Origin of the sequence: Mumia sp. (assembly GCF_028803055.1) — a bacterium.
Lineage (GTDB): Bacteria > Actinomycetota > Actinomycetes > Propionibacteriales > Nocardioidaceae > Mumia.
In genome coordinates this window covers 1-20,328 of sequence record NZ_JARBCJ010000037.1, presented here as the reverse complement: position 1 = coordinate 20,328, position 20,328 = coordinate 1, and the positions used below count along the sequence as shown (strand labels likewise).

Genomic DNA, 20,328 nt, shown 5'->3' with positions numbered 1-20,328 from the left:
CACGCGGTACGTCATCGGGTAGGTCGGCCACGGCTGGTTCTCCGGGCGCTCCGTCGGCGGGGTCGGCATGATCTCCAGCTGCGTGACCGAGGCCGCGCCCTGACGGATGGCCGTGCCGAGGCAGTCCGCGCCGGTGTCGCCGCCACCGATGATGACGACGTCCTTGCCCTCGGCCGTCACCTGTCCCTCGACCGACTCGCCGAGCGCCACCCGGTTGGCCTGCGGGAGATAGTCCATCGCCTGGTGGATCCCTCCGAGCTCACGGCCCACCGTGGGAAGGTCCCGGCGCACCGTCGCACCGGTGGCGAGCACCACGGCGTCGTAGCGGTCGCGAAGCTCGTCGCCGGTGATGTCGGCACCGACCGCCACCCCGTTGCGGAAGATGGTGCCCTCAGCCGTCATCTGCTCGATGCGGCGGTCGAGGACAGCCTTCTCCATCTTGAACTCGGGGATCCCGTAGCGGAGCAGACCACCAGGGCGGTCGTCACGCTCGTACACGGCGACCGTGTGGCCGGCCCGCGTCAGCTGCTGGGCGACGGCCAGGCCGGCCGGTCCGGAGCCGACCACCGCGACCGTCCGACCCGTCAGCCACTCCGGCGGCTCGGGCACGACACGACCGTCGTCCCAGGCGCGGTCGATGATCGAGACCTCGACGTTCTTGATCGTCACGGCGTCGCGGTTGATCCCGACGACGCAGGCGGTCTCGCACGGTGCCGGGCACAGGCGTCCGGTGAACTCCGGGAAGTTGTTCGTCGCGTGCAGCCGCGAGAGCGCCTCGTTCCAGTCGTCGCGCCAGACCAGGTCGTTCCACTCCGGGATCAGGTTGCCCAGCGGACAGCCGGAGTGGCAGAACGGGATGCCGCAGTCCATGCAGCGTCCCGCCTGCTGCGTGATGATCGGCAGGAGGGCACGCCCCGGGCTGCCCGGATAGACCTCTTTCCAGTCGTGGATCCGGTCTCCGACCGGACGGCGCGGCGCGACCTCGCGCGGCGTCTTCATGAAACCCTTCGGATCAGCCACGGATCGCTGCCTCCATCATCGCTGCGGTGGTCTCGTCCTCGCCGAGACCGGCCTCCTCGGCTGCGGCTCGCGCCTGCAGCACCCTGCGGTAGTCCATCGGCATCACCTCGGAGAATCGTGCCAGCGCGGTCTCCCAGTCGGCCAGCAGCGCCGCTGCCACCTCCGAGCCGGTCTCCTCGGCATGGCGCGTCACGAGTGCCTTGAGCTCGTCGGGCGCACCGACCTCGTGGACCTCGACCAGCTCACGGTTGACGAGGTCGGGGTCGAGGTCGAGGACGTACGCGACTCCCCCGCTCATGCCCGCCGCGACGTTGCGGCCGGTGCTGCCGAGGATCACCACGCGGCCACCGGTCATGTACTCGCAGGCGTGGTCGCCGACGCCCTCGACGACCGCGGTCGCTCCCGAGTTGCGGACGCAGAACCGCTCGCCGGCGCGTCCGCGGACGAAGATCTCGCCGCTGGTGGCGCCGTACCCGATGACGTTGCCGGCGATGATCTGCTCCTCGGCGGCGAACCGCGCCTCACGGGGAGGACGGATCACGAGGCGCCCGCCGGACAGGCCCTTGCCCACGTAGTCGTTGCCGTCACCCTCGAGCCGCAGCGTGATGCCGCGAGGGACGAAGGCGCCGAACGACTGACCGGCGGAGCCGGTGAACGTGATGTCGATCGTGTCGTCAGGCAGGCCCGCCCCGCGGTAGCGCTTGGTCACCTCGTGGCCGAGCATCGTGCCGACGGTGCGGTTGACGTTGCGGATCTCCAGCTGGGCCCGCACCGGCTCGCCCCGCTCCAGGGCGTCGGCCGAGAGGGCGATCAGCTCGTTGTCGAGCGCTCGCTCCAGGCCGTGGTCCTGGCCGACGGTGTGGTGCCGAGGCGTGCCCTCGGGCAGCTCGGGCACGTGCAGGATCGGCGTCAGGTCGAGCCCGCTGGCCTTCCAGTGAGCGATCGCCTCGCGGGTGTCGAGCATCTCGGCGTGTCCCACGGCCTCCTCGATGGAACGGAAGCCGAGCGCCGCGAGGTACTCCCGCACCTCCTGCGCGATGTACTCGAAGAAGTTCACGACGAACTCCGGCTTGCCCGAGTACATCTTCCGGAGCTCGCGGTTCTGGGTGGCCACGCCCACGGGGCAGGTGTCGAGGTGGCAGACCCGCATCATGATGCACCCGGACACCACCAGCGGCGCGGTCGCGAAGCCGAACTCCTCCGCACCGAGCAGCGCGGCGACGACGACGTCGCGTCCGGTCTTGAGCTGGCCGTCGGCCTGCACGACGATGCGGTCGCGCAGACCGTTGAGCAGCAGCGTCTGCTGGGTCTCCGCGAGGCCCAGCTCCCACGGACCACCGGCGTGCTTCAACGACGTCAGCGGGGAAGCACCGGTGCCGCCGTCGTTGCCCGAGATGAGGACGACGTCGGCGTGGGCCTTGGACACACCGGCGGCGACGGTGCCGACGCCGACCTCCGCGACCAGCTTGACGTGGACCCGCGCCGACGGGTTCGCGTTCTTGAGGTCGTGGATGAGCTGCTTGAGGTCCTCGATCGAGTAGATGTCGTGGTGCGGGGGCGGCGAGATGAGGCCGACACCGGGCATGGAGTGGCGCGTCCTCGCGACCCAGGGATAGACCTTGGGCCCCGGCAGCTGACCGCCCTCGCCCGGCTTGGCGCCCTGGGCCATCTTGATCTGGATGTCGTCGGCGTTGGTGAGGTACTCGGCGGTGACGCCGAACCGGCCCGAAGCGACCTGCTTGATGGCGCTGCGCCGCTCCGGGTCGTACAGGCGGTCGGGATCCTCGCCGCCCTCACCGGTGTTGGACTTGCCGCCCAGACGGTTCATCGCGATCGCGAGGGTCTCGTGCGCCTCCTGGCTGATGGAGCCGTACGACATCGCGCCGGTGGAGAACCGCGTGACGATCGCTGAGACCGGCTCGACCTCGTCGACCGGCACCGGCGGGCGGGCGCCCTCCTTGAGCTTGAGCAGACCGCGCAAGGTCATCAGACGCTCCGACTGGTCGTCGACGCGCTCGGTGTACTGCTTGAAGACGTCGTAGCGACCTGCCCGCGTGGAGTGCTGGAGCCGGAAGACGGTCTCGGGGTCGAAGAGATGCTCCGCACCTCCACGACGCCACTGGTACTCGCCGCCGACGTCGAGCTGGCGACGCGAGGCCGAGATGCCCGCCGTCGGGTACGCCTTCGCGTGCCGGGTGCGCACCTCCTCGGCGACGACGTCGAGGTCGATGCCGCCGAGTCGCGACGTCGTCCCGCTGAAGTAGCGGTCGACGAGCGCGGCGGACAGTCCGACCGCCTCGAAGATCTGCGCGCCCGTGTACGAGGCGACGGTCGAGACGCCCATCTTGGACATCACCTTGAGCACCCCCTTGCCGAGGGCATAGCGCAGGTTGGCGACCGCCTTCTCGGGCGTGACACCGTCGATGTAGACGGCGTTGCGGGCGAGATCCTCCGCAGTCTCGAGCGCGAGGTAGGGATTGACCGCCGACGCGCCGTAGCCGAGCAGCAGGGCGACGTGGTGGACCTCGCGCACGTCGCCGGCCTCGACGAGGAGCCCGACCCGGGTGCGAGTCTTCTCGCGCACCAGGTGGTGGTGCACGGCGCCGGTCATCAGCAGCGACGGGATCGGCGCGAGCTCGTGGTTGGCGTGCCGGTCCGACAGCACGATGATGCGCGCGCCGTCGGCGATGGCCGCCGAGACCTCGGTGCACAGCTCGTCGAGCCGTGCGCGCATCGCGTCGGCACCACCGGCGACGTCGTACAGGCCACGGACCACGTACGTCGAGAGCCCGGGCATGTTGCCGTGCCGGTTGACGTGGCGGATCTTGGCCAGCTCGTCGTTGGTGATCACCGGGAACGACATCTGGAGCTGCCGGCACGACGCCGGCGTCGCCTCGAGCAGGTTGCCCTCGGCACCGACCGTGCTCAGCAGCGACGTGACGAGCTCCTCACGGATGGCGTCGAGCGGCGGGTTGGTGACCTGGGCGAACAGCTGGTTGAAGTAGTCGAAGAGCAGCCGCGACCGGTCCGACAGCACCGCGATCGGCGTGTCGGTGCCCATCGACCCGATCGGCTCGGCACCCGTGCGTGCCATCGGCGCGAGGAGGATGCGCAGCTCCTCCTCGGTGTATCCGAAGACCTGCTGGCGTCGCGTCACCGAGGCATGGGTGTGGACGACGTGCTCGATGTCGGGGAGGTCCGAGAAGCGGACGAGGCCGGAGTAGAGCCACTCGTCGTACGGGTGGGCACCGGCGAGCTCGTGCTTGATCTCGTCGTTGGTCACCACACGCTTCTCCTCGAGATCGAGGAGGAACATCTGACCCGGCTCCAACCGGCCCTTGCTGACGATCGTCGCCGGGTCGAGGTCGAGGACGCCGGCCTCGGATGCGAGGACCACGAGTCCGTCCTCGGTCTGCCAGTAGCGTCCCGGTCGCAGCCCGTTGCGGTCGAGGACCGCGCCGATCTGCGTGCCGTCGGTGAAGACGACACAGGCCGGCCCGTCCCACGGCTCCATCATCGTCGAGTGGAACTCGTAGAACGCCCGCAGCCGCGGGTCCATCACCGGATTGTTCTCCCAGGCCTCCGGGATCATCATCATCATCGCGTGAGGGAGGCTGCGACCGCCGAGGTGCAGCAGCTCGAGCGCCTCGTCGAACGACGCCGAGTCGGAGTCCTCCGGGTCGACGATCGGGAAGAGTCGGCTCAGGTCGCCCGGGATCAAGGACGACTCGAGCAGAGCCTCGCGGGCCCGCATCCAGTTGCGGTTGCCGCGGGCGGTGTTGATCTCGCCGTTGTGCGCGATGAAGCGGAACGGGTGGGCCAGCGGCCAGCTCGGGAACGTGTTGGTCGAGAAGCGGCTGTGGACCACGGCGAGCGCCGAGGCCATCCGAGCGTCAGTGAGGTCGGGGAAGAAGTGGTCGAGCTGGTCGGTGGTCAGCATGCCCTTGTAGGTCAGGGTGCGGGCCGACAGCGACGCGAAGTAGACGTCGAGCTCGTGCTCGGCGCGCTTGCGCAGTGCGAAGGCGCGGCGGTCGAGATCGATCCCCGTACGCTCCCCGTCGGCGTCGGCGACGAACAGCTGGGCGAACGAGGGCATCGCGCCTCGCGCGGTCGCCCCCAGGATGCCGGGATTCACCGGGACCTCACGCCATCCGAGCACCGTGAGGCTCTCCTCCGCGGCGAGCCGCTCGACACCCTCGCGTGCCGCCTCCGAGAGCGCCGCGTCGACGGGCAGGAACGCCGTGCCGACGGCGTACGCCCCCGGGTCGGGGAGCGCGAAGTCGACCGCGTCACGCAGGAACGCGTGCGGAACCTGGATGAGGATGCCGGCGCCGTCGCCGGAGTCGACCTCGGCGCCCACGGCGCCGCGGTGGTCGAGGTTGCGCAGGGCCGTGAGGCCCTGTGCCACGATCTCATGGCTGGCCTGGCCGGTCAGGGTCGCGACGAAGGCGACGCCACAGGCGTCGTGCTCGTCCTCGCCGGAGTACAGGCCTTGAGCTGGGGGAATCCCGCGCATGCCGCTCTTCTCCCGTCGTCTTCGCGATGGTGCTGCGGACGGGGGACTCACGTCGAACGCGAGGGCCAGTCCGTCAGCGGGGAACAACCACACCGAAGGGACGACAGTGGCCCTCTATGGCCTGCTCAGGTTACACGATTGTTGCCGCTGGCGACCCGCTGGTACGAATCGGACTCAGACGGCCACTCCCCCGACGAGACTGCCGACGAGGAACGTGAGGCCGGCGGCAGCTCCACCGAGGATCAGCTGGCGCAGCCCGCCGAACCACCAGGGCCGGTCGGTGATCGCGGTGACGACGGCGCCGACGCCGAACAGCGCGAGCAGGGACACCGTGACCGTCGGAACGACCGAGACGATCCCGAAGAGCAGGGGTACGAGCGGGATGATGGCCCCGACGGCGAAGGACAGGAACGAGGAACCCGCGGCAAGCATCGGCGACGGGAGGTCGGTGAGGTCGACCCCGAACTCCTCTCGCGCATGCACCCGCACGGCGTTCTCGGGATCGGAGTGGATCTGCTGCGCCACCTCGCGCGCCACGTCCTCGTCGACGCCCTTGGCGACGAACATGGACGCGAGCTCCGCCTGCTCGGCACGGTCATGGCGGGCGATCTCTCGGCTCTCCCGCTCGACCTCCGCGCGTGCGAACTCTGCCTGGCTGGCGACGGAGGTGTACTCCCCCACCGCCATGGAGAAGGCGCCCGCGGCCAGTCCGGCGAAGCCCGCGAGGATCACGGGCTTCGGGTCGGTGGTCCCGCCTGCCATGCCCATGATCAGCGCGAAGTTGGAGACCAGTCCGTCCGAGGCGCCGAAGACCGCTGGTCGGAGCCAACCGCCTGTGACGTCGGGGTGCTCGCTCCCGATGGTCGCCGGATCGGGCAGCGGGTACGACGGCTGGTCCGGCGCGTCGTCGGGCGTGCGGCGGTCGCTCATGCCCTGAACCTACGACCGCGGCTCGTCGCCGTCATCCCGGACGCGGCTCGTCGCATCGTCGCCGGACGCCGTCGTCCGGTCCTCCGCGGGGTCCTCGGCAGCACCGCTGTCGTCACCGTCGGACGCGTCGTCCTGGTCGCGCCCGTCGATCTGGACGGTCGTCTCGCGGTCGCCACGACCGGTCCGGGTCAACCAGACGAACAACGCGACCGCGGCCACGAACAGCACGATCGACGTCCACTGGTTGAGCCGGAGCCCGAGGAACTCGTGGGCGGTGTCGATCCGAAGACCTTCGATCCAGAACCGGCCCGCGGTGTAGATCGCGACGTACAGCGCGACGACGCGGCCGCCGCCGAGCCGGAACCGTCGGTCGGCCCAGATGAGCACGAAGAAGCCGAGGAGGTTCCACAGGGACTCGTAGAGGAAGGTGGGGTGGAACGTCTCGTACTGCGCCACGTCCGCGGGACGGTGGGCAGCATCGATCTCCAGGCCCCACGGGAGGTCGGTCGGGCTGCCGAACAGCTCCTGGTTGAACCAGTTGCCGAGGCGACCGATGGCCTGGGCGAGCAGGACCGCAGGAGCGAGCGCGTCGGCGAAGGGAGCGAAGCGGATGCCTTGGCGACGGCAACCGATGTAGGCGCCGAGCGCGCCGAGCGCGATCGCACCCCAGACCCCGAGGCCACCCTCCCAGACGTAGAGCGCCCGGATCGGCTCTCGACCCTCGCCGAAGTAGAGCTCAGGGTTGGTCGCCACGTGGTAGAGCCGAGCGCCGACGAGGCCGAAGGGGATCGCCCAGACCGCGACGTCGGCGACGGCTCCGGGCTTGCCGCCGCGAGCCTGGAATCGGCGGTCTCCGACCACGATCGCAGCGACGACGCCGGCGATGATGCACAGCGCGTACGCCCGCAACGGGAACGGCCCGATGTGCCAGACCGACTCGGCCGGGCTCGGGATGGACGCGAGGATCACGCGGGAGCTCCCTCTTCTGGGCTGTGAACGTCGGCACGAGCCCGCTCGACGCCGGCGCGGAGGTCCTGGGCGAGGCTGCGGACGGCGGCCACACCCGCGGGGCGGTCGGAACCAGCCTGGAGCAGGCACGCCACCAGGGCGGAGCCGACGATCACCGCGTCGGCGAAGCGACCCACGTCCGCGGCCTGGTCACCGTTGCTGACCCCCAGACCGACGCCGATCGGGATGTCAGTGAGGCGTCGGACGCGTTCGACCAGCGCCGGCGCCGCCGTGCTCGTCGCGGTGCGCGCGCCCGTCACTCCCATGACCGAGGTCGCATAGAGGAACCCGCTCGACGCGGCACCGGTCATCGCGATGCGCTCGTCGGTCGAGGAGGGCGCGACGAGGAACACCCGGTCGAGGCCGTGCGCAGAGGCTGCGGCGACCCACTCACCGGCCTCGTCGGGGATGAGGTCCGGCGTGATCAGGCCCGCACCTCCCGCAGCCGCGAGCCGGGAGGCGAACGTGTCGACGCCGATGCGCTCGACCGGGTTCCAGTAGGTCATGACCAGGGTGGGCGCCCCCGTGGCGGCGACAGCCTCCACGGTGTCGAACACGTCGGCGATCCGGGTGCCGGCGCGCAACGCCGCGTCGGCCGCCTTCTGGATGGTCGGCCCGTCCATCACCGGGTCGGAGTAGGGCAGCCCGATCTCGACGATGTCGACACCGGCGTCGACCATCGCGACCATCGCCTCGATGGCCGTCTGCTTGTCCGGGAAGCCCGCCGGCAGGTAGCCGACGAGTGCGGGGCGACCCTCCGCGCGGGTCTTCGCGAGGACCTCGTCCAACCGGCTCATGCGTCATCCTCGGCGAGCAGGCCGAAGTGCTCACCGGCGGTGTGGACGTCCTTGTCACCGCGACCGGACAGGTTCACCAGAATCGTCGGCGTGCGCCCGAGCGTCTCGGCGAGCTGCGGTGCGATCCGCAGCGCGCCCGCGATCGCGTGCGCGGACTCGATCGCGGGGATGATCCCCTCGGTCTTGCAGAGCAGGTCGAAGGCGGCCATCGCCTCGTCGTCGGTCACCGGCTCGTACGTCGCCCGGCCCGTCTCGGCGAGGTAGGCGTGCTCGGGACCGACCCCCGGGTAGTCCAGGCCTGCCGAGATCGAGTGCGACTCCATCGTCTGCCCGTCCTCGTCCTGCAACAGGTAGGAACGTGTGCCGTGCAGGACGCCGACGTCACCGGCCGTGATCGTCGCGGCGTGGCGCCCGGTCTCGAACCCGTCGCCACCAGCCTCGAACCCGTACAGCCGGACGTCGGCGTCGCCGACGAAGGCGGCGAAGAGCCCGATCGCGTTGGACCCGCCGCCGACGCACGCGGCGGCGGCGTCGGGGAGCGAGCCGGTCAGCTCGAACATCTGAGCGCGGGCCTCGTCGCCGATCCCCCGCACGAGGTCGCGGACGATCTCCGGGAACGGGTGGGCGCCGGCAGCGGTGCCCAGGAGGTAGTGCGTGTCGTCGACGGTGCCGACCCAGTCGCGCAGCGCCTCGTTGATGGCGTCCTTCAGCGTGCGGCTGCCGGTGGTCACCGGCACGACGGTGGCACCGAGCATCTGCATGCGGGCGACGTTGAGCGCCTGGCGCTCGGTGTCGACCTCGCCCATGTAGACGACGCACTCGAGGTCGAGATACGCGCAGGCGGTGGCCGTCGCGACGCCGTGCTGGCCCGCACCGGTCTCGGCGATCACGCGACGCTTTCCCATCCGGCGGGTGAGCAGGGCCTGGCCGAGGACGTTGCGGATCTTGTGGGCCCCGGTGTGGTTGAGGTCCTCACGCTTGAGCAGGATGCGCGCACCGGCCCGCTCCGACAGCCGGGTCGCCTCGTAGAGCGGGCTCGGCACGTTGGCGTACTCGCGGAGCATCCGGTCGAGCTCGCCGGTGAAGGTCGGGTCGGCCTTGGCCTCACGCCATGCTCGCTCGAGCTCGTCGAGGGGCGCGATGAGCGCCTCGGGCATGAACCGTCCCCCGAACTGGCCGAAGTGGCCGTGCGCGTCGGGGAGCGTCGAAGGGCTGGTGCCGGCCGAGGCCGCGGAACTACTCATAGATCGATCCTTGCAGGTGGCGTCAACACGAGGTGCGACGGGAGACGGAGGCCGGAGCGAGTCCGGTCACCATCGGTGCTGCAGCGCCGGGTGGGATCCGGCCGCCACCAGGTCGGCCACCGTCGAGCGCGGGTTGCCGCCGGTGACCAGGGTCTCGCCGACCAGGACGACCTGGGCCCCCGCGCGGGCGTACTCGATGACGTCCTTGGTGTCACGGACACCGGACTCGGCGATCTTGACGACGGAGTCGGGGATCCGTGGCGCGAGGCGTGAGAACGTCGTGCGGTCGACCTCGAGCGTCTTGAGGTTGCGGGCGTTGACACCCACGAGGGTCGCGCCCGCGTCGATCGCCCGCTCGACCTCGTCCTCGTCGTGGACCTCCACCAGCGGGGTGAGGCCGATGGACCTGGCCCGCTCGATCAGCGACTCGAGCGCCGACTGGTCGAGGGCGGCGACGATCAGGAGCGCCATGTCGGCCCCGGCTGCCCGCGCCTCCCACAGCTGGTAGGAGGTGGTGATGAAGTCCTTGCGGAGCACCGGGCAGTCGACCTGGGCCCGCACCGCGCGGAGATCGTCGAGGCTCCCCGAGAAGCGACGCTGCTCGGTCAGGACCGAGATCGCTGCGGCACCTCCCGCGGCGTAGTCCACCGCGAGGGCCGCCGGGTCCTTGATGTCGGCCAACGATCCCTTGGACGGGCTGGCACGCTTGACCTCGGCGATCACGGAGACACCGTCGGCGCGGAAGGCCGGCATCGGATCGAGGGCCGGGTCCTGGCGTCCGGCGCGCTCCTTCAGGTCGGCGAGGGGGATGGTAGCCATCCGCTCCTCGAGGTCCTCGAGAACTCCCGCAAGGATGTCGTCAAGAACAGACATCGCGGCCCTGCCTTCCCACCCGTGGACGCCGGCGCACGCTCCCCGACGTGACCGACCTGCCTCACAGCGTATCCAGCCCGGCTTCCATCAGGACACCGCCCCCTCGCCGCGACGCGCGACGGCTCGCCCTCCGGACACCAGGCGCACCGGGAGCCACGGTGCGCACCCGCCGAGGCGTACGGCAGAATGCGGGACTCCCAGCGCCTGATGAAGGAGCACCATGAGCTATCCCCCGCCCGGTGGGCCGACACCACCCGACAACGACCCGCCCCGATACGACCCGTCTCAGGGCGGCTACGGCGATCAGCCCCCCGGCGGGTATGGCAACCAGCCCCCCGGCGGCTACGGCGACCAGCCCCCCGGCGGCTACGGCTACACGCCTCAGGGCGATGGGCCGTACGGCGAGCCGCCCAAGAACTCGCCCAAGGCGATCTGGGCGCTGGTCACGGGCATCCTGGGCCTCTGCTGCGGCCCGCTCGGCATCGTCGGCATCATCCTCGGCCGTAGCGCCAAGGCGGAGATCGACGCCTCGAACGGCCGTCTCACCGGAGGCGGCCTTGCCCAGGCAGGCCTCATCATCGGCATCATCGCCGTCGTCCTCGGGGGCCCCCCGGTGCGCGGGGGGTTGGTCTCCGGGGCGGGAAACTCCCGGGTCGCCGCCAGGCGCCCCCCCCCCCACCTGCGGTGTGGGGCGCTTCGTCGCTCCGGGCACTAGGGAGCCAGCGACGAGCCCCACGGGGTGTTGCGGACCACGGTGAAGACGAAGCCGACCACGATCAGCACCACGCCGACACGCGACGTGATCGCGATCATCGGCGCTCGGGCGTCGCGGAGCCGACGAGGGATCCACAGGGCGAACGCGACGGCGAGGGTCGCGACGAGCACGACCGCCAGGACGTTGCTCGAGAGAGCGGCACCCACATCCAGGTCGGTGAGGGCGTGAACGGCACGCAGCCCACCGCAACCGGGGCAGGCCCAGCCCGTCACGGCCTGGAACGGGCAGAAGCCGTAGCTCCCGGACGTGTTCGGGTCACGGAAGTGCAGCAGTGCCGCGGCGGCGATCCCGCCCGCCCCGACCAGGGCCGGCGTGCGCAGGGCACGCCACCTGGAGACGCGGGGCGGGACCTCCACCGGCATGGTCACGCCTTCACGACCACCGACGACACGATCATGTCGTGCCAGGTCTGCTTCTTCTTGTCCCACAGGGGCCAGAGGAGGTCGAGGAAGCACAGGCTGGACAGCACGCTGTAGAGCAGCCAGCGCAGCACGCCTGTGCCGGCGCCCTGTGGCTGACCGGTCTTCAGGTCGACGACCTTGATGCCGAGAATCTGCTTGCCGATGCTCTGGCCGCCCTTGCCCTGGCGGGTGCCCTGGTTCCAGATCTGGAACGCGAGACCGACGAGGAAACCGAGGATCAGGATGATCACGCCGGCGGTCATGAGGCCGCTGTTGCTGACCTCGCTGGTCGTCGTGCCGAAGGAGTCGGTCTCGGTCTCCGTCGCCGCACCCATCATGACGGCGCCGATGACCACCGGGATGATCATGATGAGCCACGCGATGATCCCGTCGATGAGGAGCGCACCGACCCGTGACCACCAGCCCGCGTACGGCGCCGGAGGCTGGTAGTCCTGGACCTGCCCATAGCCGCTCCCCCCGTACTGGCCGTACTGCGGCGGCTGCTGACCGTAGCCCTGCGGCGGCGGACCGTAGCCCTGCGGCGGCTGGCCGTAGCCCGGGGGCGGCTGCTGGCCATAGCCGGGCGGGGGCTGCTGGCCGTACGGCGGTGGCTGCTGGCCGTACGGCGCGGGCTGCTGCGGCGGGTACGGCGGTTGGTCGGACACGGGATCTCCCTCGGGGTCACCACCGCTCGAGCGGTGGGATGTGCGTACGGCCGAAGTCTGGCGGAATCAGTGCTCCTTCGCGCCGAGACCCGCCGCAGACATCACCTTGCCGACGAGGGCCGAGCCGAGGACGAGCGCGACGCCGATCCAGAACAGCACCCAGGCGGGGCCCATCAGCAGCGCCACACCGCCGACGGTGAAACCGATCAGGCAGATGACGACCGCAGTCCAAGCGGCCGGGGAGGAACCATGCATCGTGCAAACCTCTCTACGACGGGTCGTGCTCGCAGGCGAGCGTCAGGGGGATGCCGCTCAGCCTAGACGGTCGGGTCCTCGCCCCGGTCGAGTGCCTTCCACGGGTCCTCGTCGGTCTGGGCCCGCTGCTGCCCCACGGAGTCGTAGCGGCGCCCCATCGACGGCCAGCCCCGGCCCCAGCGCACGACCGCGAGCCCGGCCAGCGCGGGGAGGACGAGCGCGACGAGGCACGCCCATCGCCAGGCCGTGCCGGTCGCCCGGTCGGCGAGCCGATCCTGCAGCGCGGCGTCACCTGCCATCGCGGGCGAGTCGGCGAGCGACGTGACCAGCGCGTCGTGGACGGCATCACCGCCGGTCGCCACGACCACGATCGCGCCGACGGACGCGAGCGCCACCAGGAGACCCACGCCGGTCCGGACCCGACCGGCGCTCGCGAGCACGGCGACGCTGCCGGCGAGCGCGACGAGGGCGAGCCCGCCGACGACCGGGAGTGCGTCGTTCCCGCTCACCGAGACCGCGTCGCGGGCGAGACCCTGGGTCTCCACCGTGACCTTCGACCAAGGCTGCGACGCGGCGAAGAAGGCCGCCGCCGCTCCCACCACGCCGAGCAGGACGGTCAGGCCGTAACCGCGGCGGTTCACCGCTCCGACCCCAGCAGCACGTCGTCGTCGAAGCAGGTCCGTGCCCCGGTGTGGCAGGCGGGACCGGTCTGCGCCACCGTGACGAGAAGGGTGTCGCCGTCACAGTCCAGCCGGACCTCGCGCACCTCCTGGACGTGGCCCGAGGTGGCGCCCTTGACCCAGTACTCCCGCCGACTGCGGCTCCAGAACGTCGAACGCCCCGAGGTCAGCGTGCGACGCAGCGCCTCGTCGTCCATCCACCCGACCATGAGGACCTCGCGCGTGACCGCCTCTTGGACGACGGCGGGGACGAGACCGTCGGCGTCCCGCTTGAGGCGAGCGGCGATCGCAGGGTCGAGGCGTGCGGAGTCAGTCACGCCAGCCATTGTCCCAGGCAGCACCAGCGGCGTCGTCGAGGCCGTCGGGCGAGGGCGACGCCTCGATGCCCAGGTGGGCCTGGGCCACCCAGGAGGCGTGCAGGCGGGCGTACGTCCCGTGACCGGCGGCGAGCCGGGCGTGCGGTCCGTCCTCCACGAGGCGTCCCGCATCGAAGACGAGCACCCGGTCGGCCGCCTCGGCGGTCGAGAGACGGTGAGCGATCACCACCGACGTCCGGCCGGCCAGCAGGTGCTCCAGCGCCCGTGACGCCCGCATCTCGGTCTGCGGGTCGACCGCGCTCGTCGCCTCGTCGAGAACCAGCAGATCAGGATCGGCGAGGTAGGCGCGGACGAGCGAGACGAGCTGCCGCTCACCCGCCGACATCGACTCGCCACGCTGCCCGACCTGGGTGTCGAGCCCGTCAGGAAGGGACATGAACCAGTCGTCGATCTGCAACGCGGCGAAGGCCTCGCGCATGCGCTCGGGAGACGCGTCGAGATCCCCGTAGCGGAGGTTCTCGGCGAGCGACGCGTCGAAGAGAAAGCCCTCCTGCGGCACCATCACCACCCGCTTGCGCAGGGTCGCGAAACCGATGTCTCGCAGGTCGACGCCGTCGAGCGTCACCCGGCCGTCCGACGGGTCGGTCAGGCGCGTGAGGAGCTTCGCGAACGTGCTCTTGCCGGAGCCGGTCTCGCCGACGACGGCCACCCTCTGCTCGGCGGGGATGGTGACGTCGAGGTCGTGGAGCACGTCCGGACCACCCGGGTAGGCGAAGCGCACGCCTTCGAACCCGACCTCGAGGGCACCGCCGGGCAGGACCGACCGCCCCTCGCCCGGGTCACGGATGTCAGCGGGCGTGTCGAGGATCTCGATCACCCGGCGCCAGGACGAGATCGCGTTCTGGGCCTCGGTCAGCACCTGGGTCGCGGTCTGGACGGGACCGACGAACAGCGACACGAGGAACGCGAAGGCGATCACGCCGCCCAGGGTCAGGTCTCCAGCCACGCCGAGCAGCACGCCGACGACGATGACGGCCGCGTTGGCGAGGCCTCCCGCGATCCCCGCCGAGGCGAAGGTGCCGGCGACCAGCCGCTGTGCCCGCACGTTGGCCCGCAGGTTGGTGTCGATGGCCTCGTCGATGCGGCGCTGGGTGCGGCGCTCCACGGCGTACGCGCGGACGACGGATGCGCCGACCACCGGCTCGGCGATCACGCCCAGCATCGTGCCGACCGTGGCACGCGCATGGTCGTACGCCCGCGACATCCGACCCTGGAGCAGCACCAACGTGAGGACCAGCGGGACGAAGCAGGCCCAGACGACGAGCGTGAGCTCCCAGCTGTAGAACGCCATGATCACGGTCGCGACGGCGACCTGGCCGACGCTGGTGACGATCATGATCCCGTTGAACTGGAGGAACAGCGACACCTGGTCGATGTCGGACGTGACACGCGAGACCAGCGCGCCCCGGCGCTCGTGGTTCTGGGTGAGGATCGACAGGTCGTGCACGTGGCGGAACGCCTTGATCCGCAGCTCTGAGAGCCCTCGCTCGCTGGCGGAGAAGAGCCGGACCTTCATCGCCCACGCGCACACGGCGGTGAGAAGGACGACGAGGGCGGCCACGGCGCTCCATCGCAGCACCACACCCTCGTCGGGCCCGCCCTCGGTGGCAAGGCCGCGGTCGATCGCGACCTGGACGACGATCGGGACCACGGCGCCGCCGACCGTGCTCAGCGCGGCGAGGAGCAGGGTGAGGGGAAGCCCTTTGGAGAGGGCGGGCGACAGCGCGAACCCTCGGCGGATGACGTCGAGCCCGCGGACCCGGGGCGCTCCGCCACCGCCGACACCGGTCATGGGCGGTGCGGTCGGCGTGGCCGTCGTCTGCGTGCTCACGGCGCCTCCCGGGTCTGGTCGTAGGCCTGGACGATGTCGGCGTACTCCGGCGAGCGCGCGACCAGCTCGGCGTGGGTGCCGCGGTCGACGACCTTCCCTCCACGCAGGAAGAGCACCTCGTCGGCGAGGGAGATGGTGGCCTTGCGGTAGGCGACGATGAACACCGTCGGTCCGGCGCCGGAGGCGGTGGAGCGGGCGAGCGCGGACAGGATCCGCTGCTCGACGTCGGGGTCGAGGGCACTGGTGGCATCGTCGAGGACGAGCAGCCTGGGGTCGCGGACGAGGGCGCGGGCGAGCGCGAGCCGCTGGCGCTGACCACCGGAAAGCGTGGTGCCGCGCTCCCCCAGCTGCGTGTCGAGGCCGTCCGGGAGGGCGTCGACGAACCCGCTCGCCTGGGTCAGCTCCAGCACCTCACGCAGGCGTGCGTCATCGACGTCCGCGCCGAGGGTGATGTTGTCGCGAACGGTGTCGTCGAAGACGAACGTGTGCTGCGGCACCAGCGCGACCGCCTCGGCGAGCGCGTCGTGGGTCAGTGACGCGATGTCGGTGCCGTCCAGGCGGATCGTGCCCTCCTCCGGGTCGACCAGACGGTCGAGGAGGGACGCGAGGGTGCTCTTGCCCGATCCGGTCAGCCCGACGACCGCGGTGACCGTGCCGGGCTCGAGCGTGAAGCTGAGGTCCTGGAGCACCGGGCGGCCCGGGTCGTACCCGTAGGCCACCGCGTCGACGTCGACGCGGAGCGCACCGTCGCCGGGCAGCCCTTCACGGCCGTACGGCATGTCGCCCGTCGCGCGGAGGACAGCCTGGATACGGTCCCATCCGACGACGGTGCGTGGGAGCTCGCCGAGCACCCACCCGAAGGCGCGGACCGGGAAGCCCACGACCGTGAAGAGGTAGGCGACCTGCACCACGGCGCCCGCCTCGATGTCACCGGCGATCACCCGCTCGACGCCGATCACCACGACGAGCAGGACCGCGAGGTTGGGGAGCATCTCGATCAGGGGGTCGAAGACCGAGCGGATCCGGCCCGAGGCCACGTTGGCGTCGCGGAGCTCTCTCGTGACGGCGGCGAAGCGCGCGGTCTCCTCGTCCTCGCGGCCGAGCGTCTTGACGACCAGGGCTCCGTCGAACGACTCGTGCGCGACGGCGCTGACCCGGCCGCGCAGCTCCTGGGCGCGGGTCACCCGCGGTGACAGCAGGCGCTGGTAGCCGACGTTGATGGTGAACAGCAGGGGGAAGACCACGAGACCGACGACGGTGAGCACGATGTCGGCGGTGAGCATCGCCGCCACCGCGGTGACGAGCATCGCCGCGACGCCGACCGCCATCGGCAGCGGCATCATCACCGCCCAGGTGGCCTCGACGTCGGCGTTGGCGTTGGACAGCAGCTGGCCGGTCGGGTGGCGGGCGTGCCACGACATCGGCAGCGCGAGATAGCGGCGGGTGACCTTGCGGCGGTACGAGGCCATGAGCCGGTAGTAGACGATGCCGCCGACCAGACGGCGCACGATCACGCCCCAGGCCCGGAGCAGGGCGACCGAGATGAAGAGCAGGCTCGCGACGACGGCAGCGCCGGTGGCGAGCTCGCCGTCACGGAACGACGGGACCACCACGTGGTCGGTCGCCCACCCGAGCACCCAGGCGTCGGCCACCGTCATCGCGCCGTAGACGAGAGATCCGACGACCGCGAGCGCGAAGCGACGGCGCTCCTCGGCCACGCCTCGCCCGATGATGCCGAAGCCGCGCCGGGTGACGCTGCGGGTCGGCCGGCTCGCCGTACGGGGGGAGACCTGCGCGGAGCTCACCGGACGACGTGCCCGGCGTTGCGAAGCGCACTCTTGACGTCGCCGACCGTCAGGGTGCCGAAGTGGAAAACGCTGGCGGCGAGAAGAGCGTCCGCCCCGGCGTCGACCGCCTCGCAGAAGTGCTCCGGCGTGCCGGCGCCCCCGCTCGCGATCAGCGGCACCCCGGTGACGGTGCGGGCGGCCCGGATCATCTCCAGGTCGAACCCGTCGCGGGTGCCGTCGGCGTCCATCGAGTTGAGGAGCACCTCGCCGATGCCGAGCTCGGTCGCGGCGCGCACCCAGGCGATGGCGTCGCGTCCGGCGGACTGCCGCCCGCCGTGGGTGGTGACCTCGAAGCCGGACGGCTGGTCGGCGGCACGGCGCGCATCGACGCTCAGCACGAGCACCTGGTTGCCGAAACGATGGGCGATCTCGGCGATCAGCTCCGGTCGCTGGAGAGCCGCCGTGTTGACCCCGACCTTGTCGGCGCCGGCTCGCAGGAGCCGGTCGACGTCGTCGACGGTGCGTACGCCGCCGCCGACCGTCAGCGGGATGAAAACCTGCTCGGCCGTCTGCGACACGACGTCGAACGTCGTCGCGCGGGCGTCGGAGGACGCGGTGATGTCGAGGAAGGTGAGCTCGTCGGCGCCCTCGGCGTCGTAGACGCGGGCCATCTCCACCGGGTCGCCGGCATCACGGAGGTCGACGAAGTTGACCCCCTTGACGACGCGGCCGGCGTCGACGTCGAGGCAGGGAATGACACGGATCGCCAGCGTCACCGAGCGCTGCCCGGGTCTGCTTCGGAGACGGCCTGGAGCGCCTCGGGGAGGGTGAACTTGCCGGCGTACAGCGCCGTCCCGACGATCGCGCCCTCGACGCCGATGCCGGCCAGTCCGGCGAGGGCGCGCAGGTCGTCGAGCGTGGTGATGCCGCCCGAGGCGACCACCGGACGGTCGGTGACCGCGCAGACGTCGCGCAGAAGCTGGAGGTTGGGACCCTGGAGCATCCCGTCCTTGTTGACGTCCGTCACGACGTAGCGGGCGCAGCCCTCCGCGTCGAGCCTCGCGAGCACCTCGTAGAGGTCGCCGCCCTCACGGGTCCATCCGCGGGCTGCGAGCGTGCGGCCGCGGACGTCGAGACCCACGGCCACCCGGTCGCCGTACGTCGCGATCGCCTTGGCGCACCAGTCGGGGTCCTCGAGCGCGGCGGTGCCGATGTTGACCCGGCGGCAGCCGGTGGCCATCGCGCGCTCGAGGGAGGCGTCGTCGCGGATACCGCCCGACATCTCGACCTTCATATCCACGGAGTCGACGATCCGCGCGAGGAGATCGGCGTTGGAGCCGCGGCCGAAGGCGGCATCGAGGTCGACGAGGTGCAGCCACTGCGAGCCGCCCTCCTGCCAGCGCAGAGCCGCCTCGAGGGCGTCGCCGAACGCCTTCTCGGAGCCGGCCACCCCCTGGACGAGCTGGACGGCCCGCCCCTCGATGACGTCGACGGCGGGGAGGAGCTCGAGCGTGGTCACGTCCTTGATCGTACTGACCCGGTCGGACAGGGACGCCCGAGGCCAGCACTCGGGACCACCGGTGTCAGGCGACGGCCACCCGGTTCTGGACGACGGCCGAGAAGAAGTATCCGCCGTCGTTGAACGGCACCTGGTCCGGCTGGGTGCGCCCGGTGACGTCGGTCGCGCGGGCCAGCAGCACGTGTTCCCCCGAGGACCGGGGCCGCCACGGGTGCGACCACTGCGTCCAGCCACTGCCGCGGGCGCGGTCGGTACGCGCGCGCTGCCACGTCTCGCCACCGTCGGTGCTCACCTCGACGCGGCGGATCGCTCCCGCACCCGACCACGACCGCCCGGTCAGCACCGTGCGGCGACCGCTCGCCAGCCCGGTCGGCGGCTCGAACACCGACTTCACCGGGAGGACGGTCAGGGGCGGCGAGTCCGCGGGGTAGTCCGGCCCGGTCATCCGGTACCACTTCGTGTTCCAGGGCGAGGTCAGGGTCGTACGCGACACCTCGAGCTCGCCGAGCCACTTGATGCTGGCGATGCCGACCCAGCCCGGCAGGAGCAGGCGTACGGGGAAGCCGTGGTCGGGCAGCAGCGGCCGCCCGTCCATCGCGTAGACGAGCAGGGCGTCCTCGAGGGCCTTGGCGACGGGGAACGGGCGGCGCACACGCCCGTAGTCGACTCCCCCGCTGACGAACGGCTCGTCGAGCCCGGTGGCCTGGATGTCGACCGCGTCGCGACGGATCCCCAGCCGCCGCAGGACGAGTGACAGCGGCACCCCGGTCCAGCGCACGGTCCCCACCGCTCCGAGGCCCCACGCCGTCCCGCTCACCGGCGTCCCCTGCTGGGTCGCGAACAGGGTCCGACCGTTTCCGGTGCACTCCAGGACGGTGGTGACGGTCCGCGCCGGGAGACGACGGAGGTCGCGGTAGGTCAGCACGTGCGCTCGCTCCGGCGTGCGGGGATCCGCGAGCCCGTCACCGTGGATCCTCAGCTCCCAGGTGCGGGCGTCGATGATCGGTGTGCGCGTGTGGTTGCGGACGAAGAGCCGCTCGGGTGCCGTGAGGTAACGGCGCGGGTCCACCGAGTCCCACCGCATCTCCGCGTTGGTCCCGAGCGGCACGAACCACTCCGGGGGCAGCGGCTTGAGGATCGGTCCTTCGGTCAGAGGGAGGAGAGACCCTGGGGCGGGTGCCGCTGCGGCCGCCGATCCTCCGACCGCGCGCGCAGCGACGAGGGCGGCGGCCGCGCCGGCACCGAGCCGGAGGACGTCGCGACGGGCGTAGGACGACGAGGCAGGCGGCATGCCCGTGACGCTAGAGGGCGTCGATCCTCGCGGGCAGGGTTTCGCGCGCTCCGATCACAACGCTCGCGCAGGTCGTCTCGCGCACGCGCTCAGGAGAGCGACCGTACCCAGTTGCGCAGCAGCGCCGCGCCCGCGTCGCCGGACTTCTCCGGGTGGAACTGGGTGGCCGAGAGCGGCCCGTTCTCCGCGGCGGCCACGAACCGGTCTCCCCCGTACGACGCCCAGGTGACCCGCGCCGGCATCGCCGCATGGGTGTCGGTCAGCTCCCAGCGGCGTACGCCGTAGGAGTGGACGAAGTAGAACCGCTCGTCGGCGATCCCGTCGAACAGGACCGAGTCGGCGGGTGCCTCGACGGTGTT

18 protein-coding genes and 1 pseudogene are annotated in these 20,328 nt (G+C 71.3%); 1 reads left to right on the top strand and 18 read right to left on the bottom strand.

Going from position 1 to position 20,328, the window contains the following annotated elements; all coding sequences use genetic code 11:
- The 7 genes from PV363_RS05830 to trpC all read right to left on the bottom strand — a co-directional run.
- On the bottom strand, positions 1-1,020 hold a 1,020-nt coding region (locus PV363_RS05830; protein WP_301021872.1), incomplete at its 3' end, for a glutamate synthase subunit beta.
- Positions 1,013-5,536, bottom strand: coding sequence for a glutamate synthase large subunit (gene gltB / locus PV363_RS05825; RefSeq protein WP_301021871.1), 4,524 nt, complete (start codon positions 5,534-5,536; stop codon positions 1,013-1,015). The genes gltB and PV363_RS05830, both read right to left, overlap by 8 nt.
- Positions 5,537-5,710: 174 nt before the next feature.
- Positions 5,711-6,466, bottom strand: coding sequence for a VIT1/CCC1 transporter family protein (locus PV363_RS05820; protein WP_220344422.1), 756 nt, complete (start codon positions 6,464-6,466; stop codon positions 5,711-5,713).
- Between the two features lie 9 nt (positions 6,467-6,475).
- Entirely contained in the window at positions 6,476-7,435 is a 960-nt protein-coding gene (gene lgt, locus PV363_RS05815) for a prolipoprotein diacylglyceryl transferase (protein ID WP_220365754.1), read from the bottom strand.
- Positions 7,432-8,271: a tryptophan synthase subunit alpha gene (gene trpA / locus PV363_RS05810; protein WP_220344420.1), complete on the bottom strand. Its 840-nt coding sequence runs from the start codon at positions 8,269-8,271 to the stop codon at positions 7,432-7,434. The genes lgt and trpA overlap by 4 nt, the downstream gene beginning before the upstream one ends.
- Positions 8,268-9,515: a tryptophan synthase subunit beta gene (gene trpB, locus PV363_RS05805; protein ID WP_220344419.1), complete on the bottom strand. Its 1,248-nt coding sequence runs from the start codon at positions 9,513-9,515 to the stop codon at positions 8,268-8,270. The genes trpA and trpB overlap by 4 nt, the downstream gene beginning before the upstream one ends.
- Positions 9,516-9,581: 66 nt before the next feature.
- A complete protein-coding gene (gene trpC, locus PV363_RS05800; RefSeq protein WP_220344418.1) occupies positions 9,582-10,388 on the bottom strand; it encodes an indole-3-glycerol phosphate synthase TrpC in 807 nt (268 codons plus the stop codon).
- 220 nt (positions 10,389-10,608) lie between these two features.
- Between trpC and PV363_RS05795 the strand changes: the two genes are divergently transcribed.
- Positions 10,609-11,103, top strand: a complete 495-nt coding sequence (locus PV363_RS05795; RefSeq protein ID WP_301021870.1) for a DUF4190 domain-containing protein — start codon at positions 10,609-10,611, stop codon at positions 11,101-11,103.
- Here the strand turns inward: PV363_RS05795 and PV363_RS05790 are convergent.
- The 11 genes and pseudogenes from PV363_RS05790 to PV363_RS05740 form a co-directional block, all read right to left on the bottom strand.
- Complete coding sequence (locus PV363_RS05790) at positions 11,100-11,525, bottom strand: DUF2752 domain-containing protein (protein WP_301021869.1); 426 nt, start codon at positions 11,523-11,525, stop codon at positions 11,100-11,102. The genes PV363_RS05795 and PV363_RS05790 overlap by 4 nt on opposite strands.
- A 2-nt stretch (positions 11,526-11,527) precedes the next feature.
- On the bottom strand, positions 11,528-12,229 hold the full coding sequence (locus PV363_RS05785) for an RDD family protein (protein WP_301021868.1): 702 nt from the start codon (positions 12,227-12,229) through the stop codon (positions 11,528-11,530).
- A gap of 66 nt (positions 12,230-12,295) precedes the next feature.
- Positions 12,296-12,484 (bottom strand): HGxxPAAW family protein, encoded by a 189-nt coding sequence (locus tag PV363_RS05780; RefSeq protein WP_220344414.1) that lies wholly within the window; start codon positions 12,482-12,484, stop codon positions 12,296-12,298.
- Positions 12,485-12,546: 62 nt separating this feature from the next.
- A complete protein-coding gene (locus PV363_RS05775; RefSeq protein ID WP_220344413.1) occupies positions 12,547-13,125 on the bottom strand; it encodes a Trp biosynthesis-associated membrane protein in 579 nt (192 codons plus the stop codon).
- Entirely contained in the window at positions 13,122-13,490 is a 369-nt protein-coding gene (hisI, locus tag PV363_RS05770; protein ID WP_301021867.1) for a phosphoribosyl-AMP cyclohydrolase, read from the bottom strand. The genes PV363_RS05775 and hisI overlap by 4 nt, the downstream gene beginning before the upstream one ends.
- Complete coding sequence (locus PV363_RS05765) at positions 13,474-15,372, bottom strand: ABC transporter ATP-binding protein (protein ID WP_308289388.1); 1,899 nt, start codon at positions 15,370-15,372, stop codon at positions 13,474-13,476. The genes hisI and PV363_RS05765 overlap by 17 nt, the downstream gene beginning before the upstream one ends.
- Positions 15,369-17,177, bottom strand: coding sequence for an ABC transporter ATP-binding protein (locus PV363_RS05760; RefSeq protein WP_220365758.1), 1,809 nt, complete (start codon positions 17,175-17,177; stop codon positions 15,369-15,371). The genes PV363_RS05765 and PV363_RS05760 overlap by 4 nt, the downstream gene beginning before the upstream one ends.
- Positions 17,174-17,935: an imidazole glycerol phosphate synthase subunit HisF gene (hisF, locus tag PV363_RS05755; protein WP_220344410.1), complete on the bottom strand. Its 762-nt coding sequence runs from the start codon at positions 17,933-17,935 to the stop codon at positions 17,174-17,176. The genes PV363_RS05760 and hisF overlap by 4 nt, the downstream gene beginning before the upstream one ends.
- A complete protein-coding gene (priA, locus tag PV363_RS05750) occupies positions 17,932-18,678 on the bottom strand; it encodes a bifunctional 1-(5-phosphoribosyl)-5-((5-phosphoribosylamino)methylideneamino)imidazole-4-carboxamide isomerase/phosphoribosylanthranilate isomerase PriA (RefSeq protein WP_301021866.1) in 747 nt (248 codons plus the stop codon). The genes hisF and priA overlap by 4 nt, the downstream gene beginning before the upstream one ends.
- 64 nt (positions 18,679-18,742) lie before the next feature.
- The gene (locus tag PV363_RS05745; protein WP_220344408.1) at positions 18,743-19,969 is read right to left on the bottom strand and encodes a sulfite oxidase; all 1,227 of its coding nucleotides are present in this window, start codon (positions 19,967-19,969) and stop codon (positions 18,743-18,745) included.
- 89 nt (positions 19,970-20,058) lie between these two features.
- A pseudogene (locus PV363_RS05740) lies at positions 20,059-20,328 on the bottom strand (imidazole glycerol phosphate synthase subunit HisH); the annotation flags it as partial.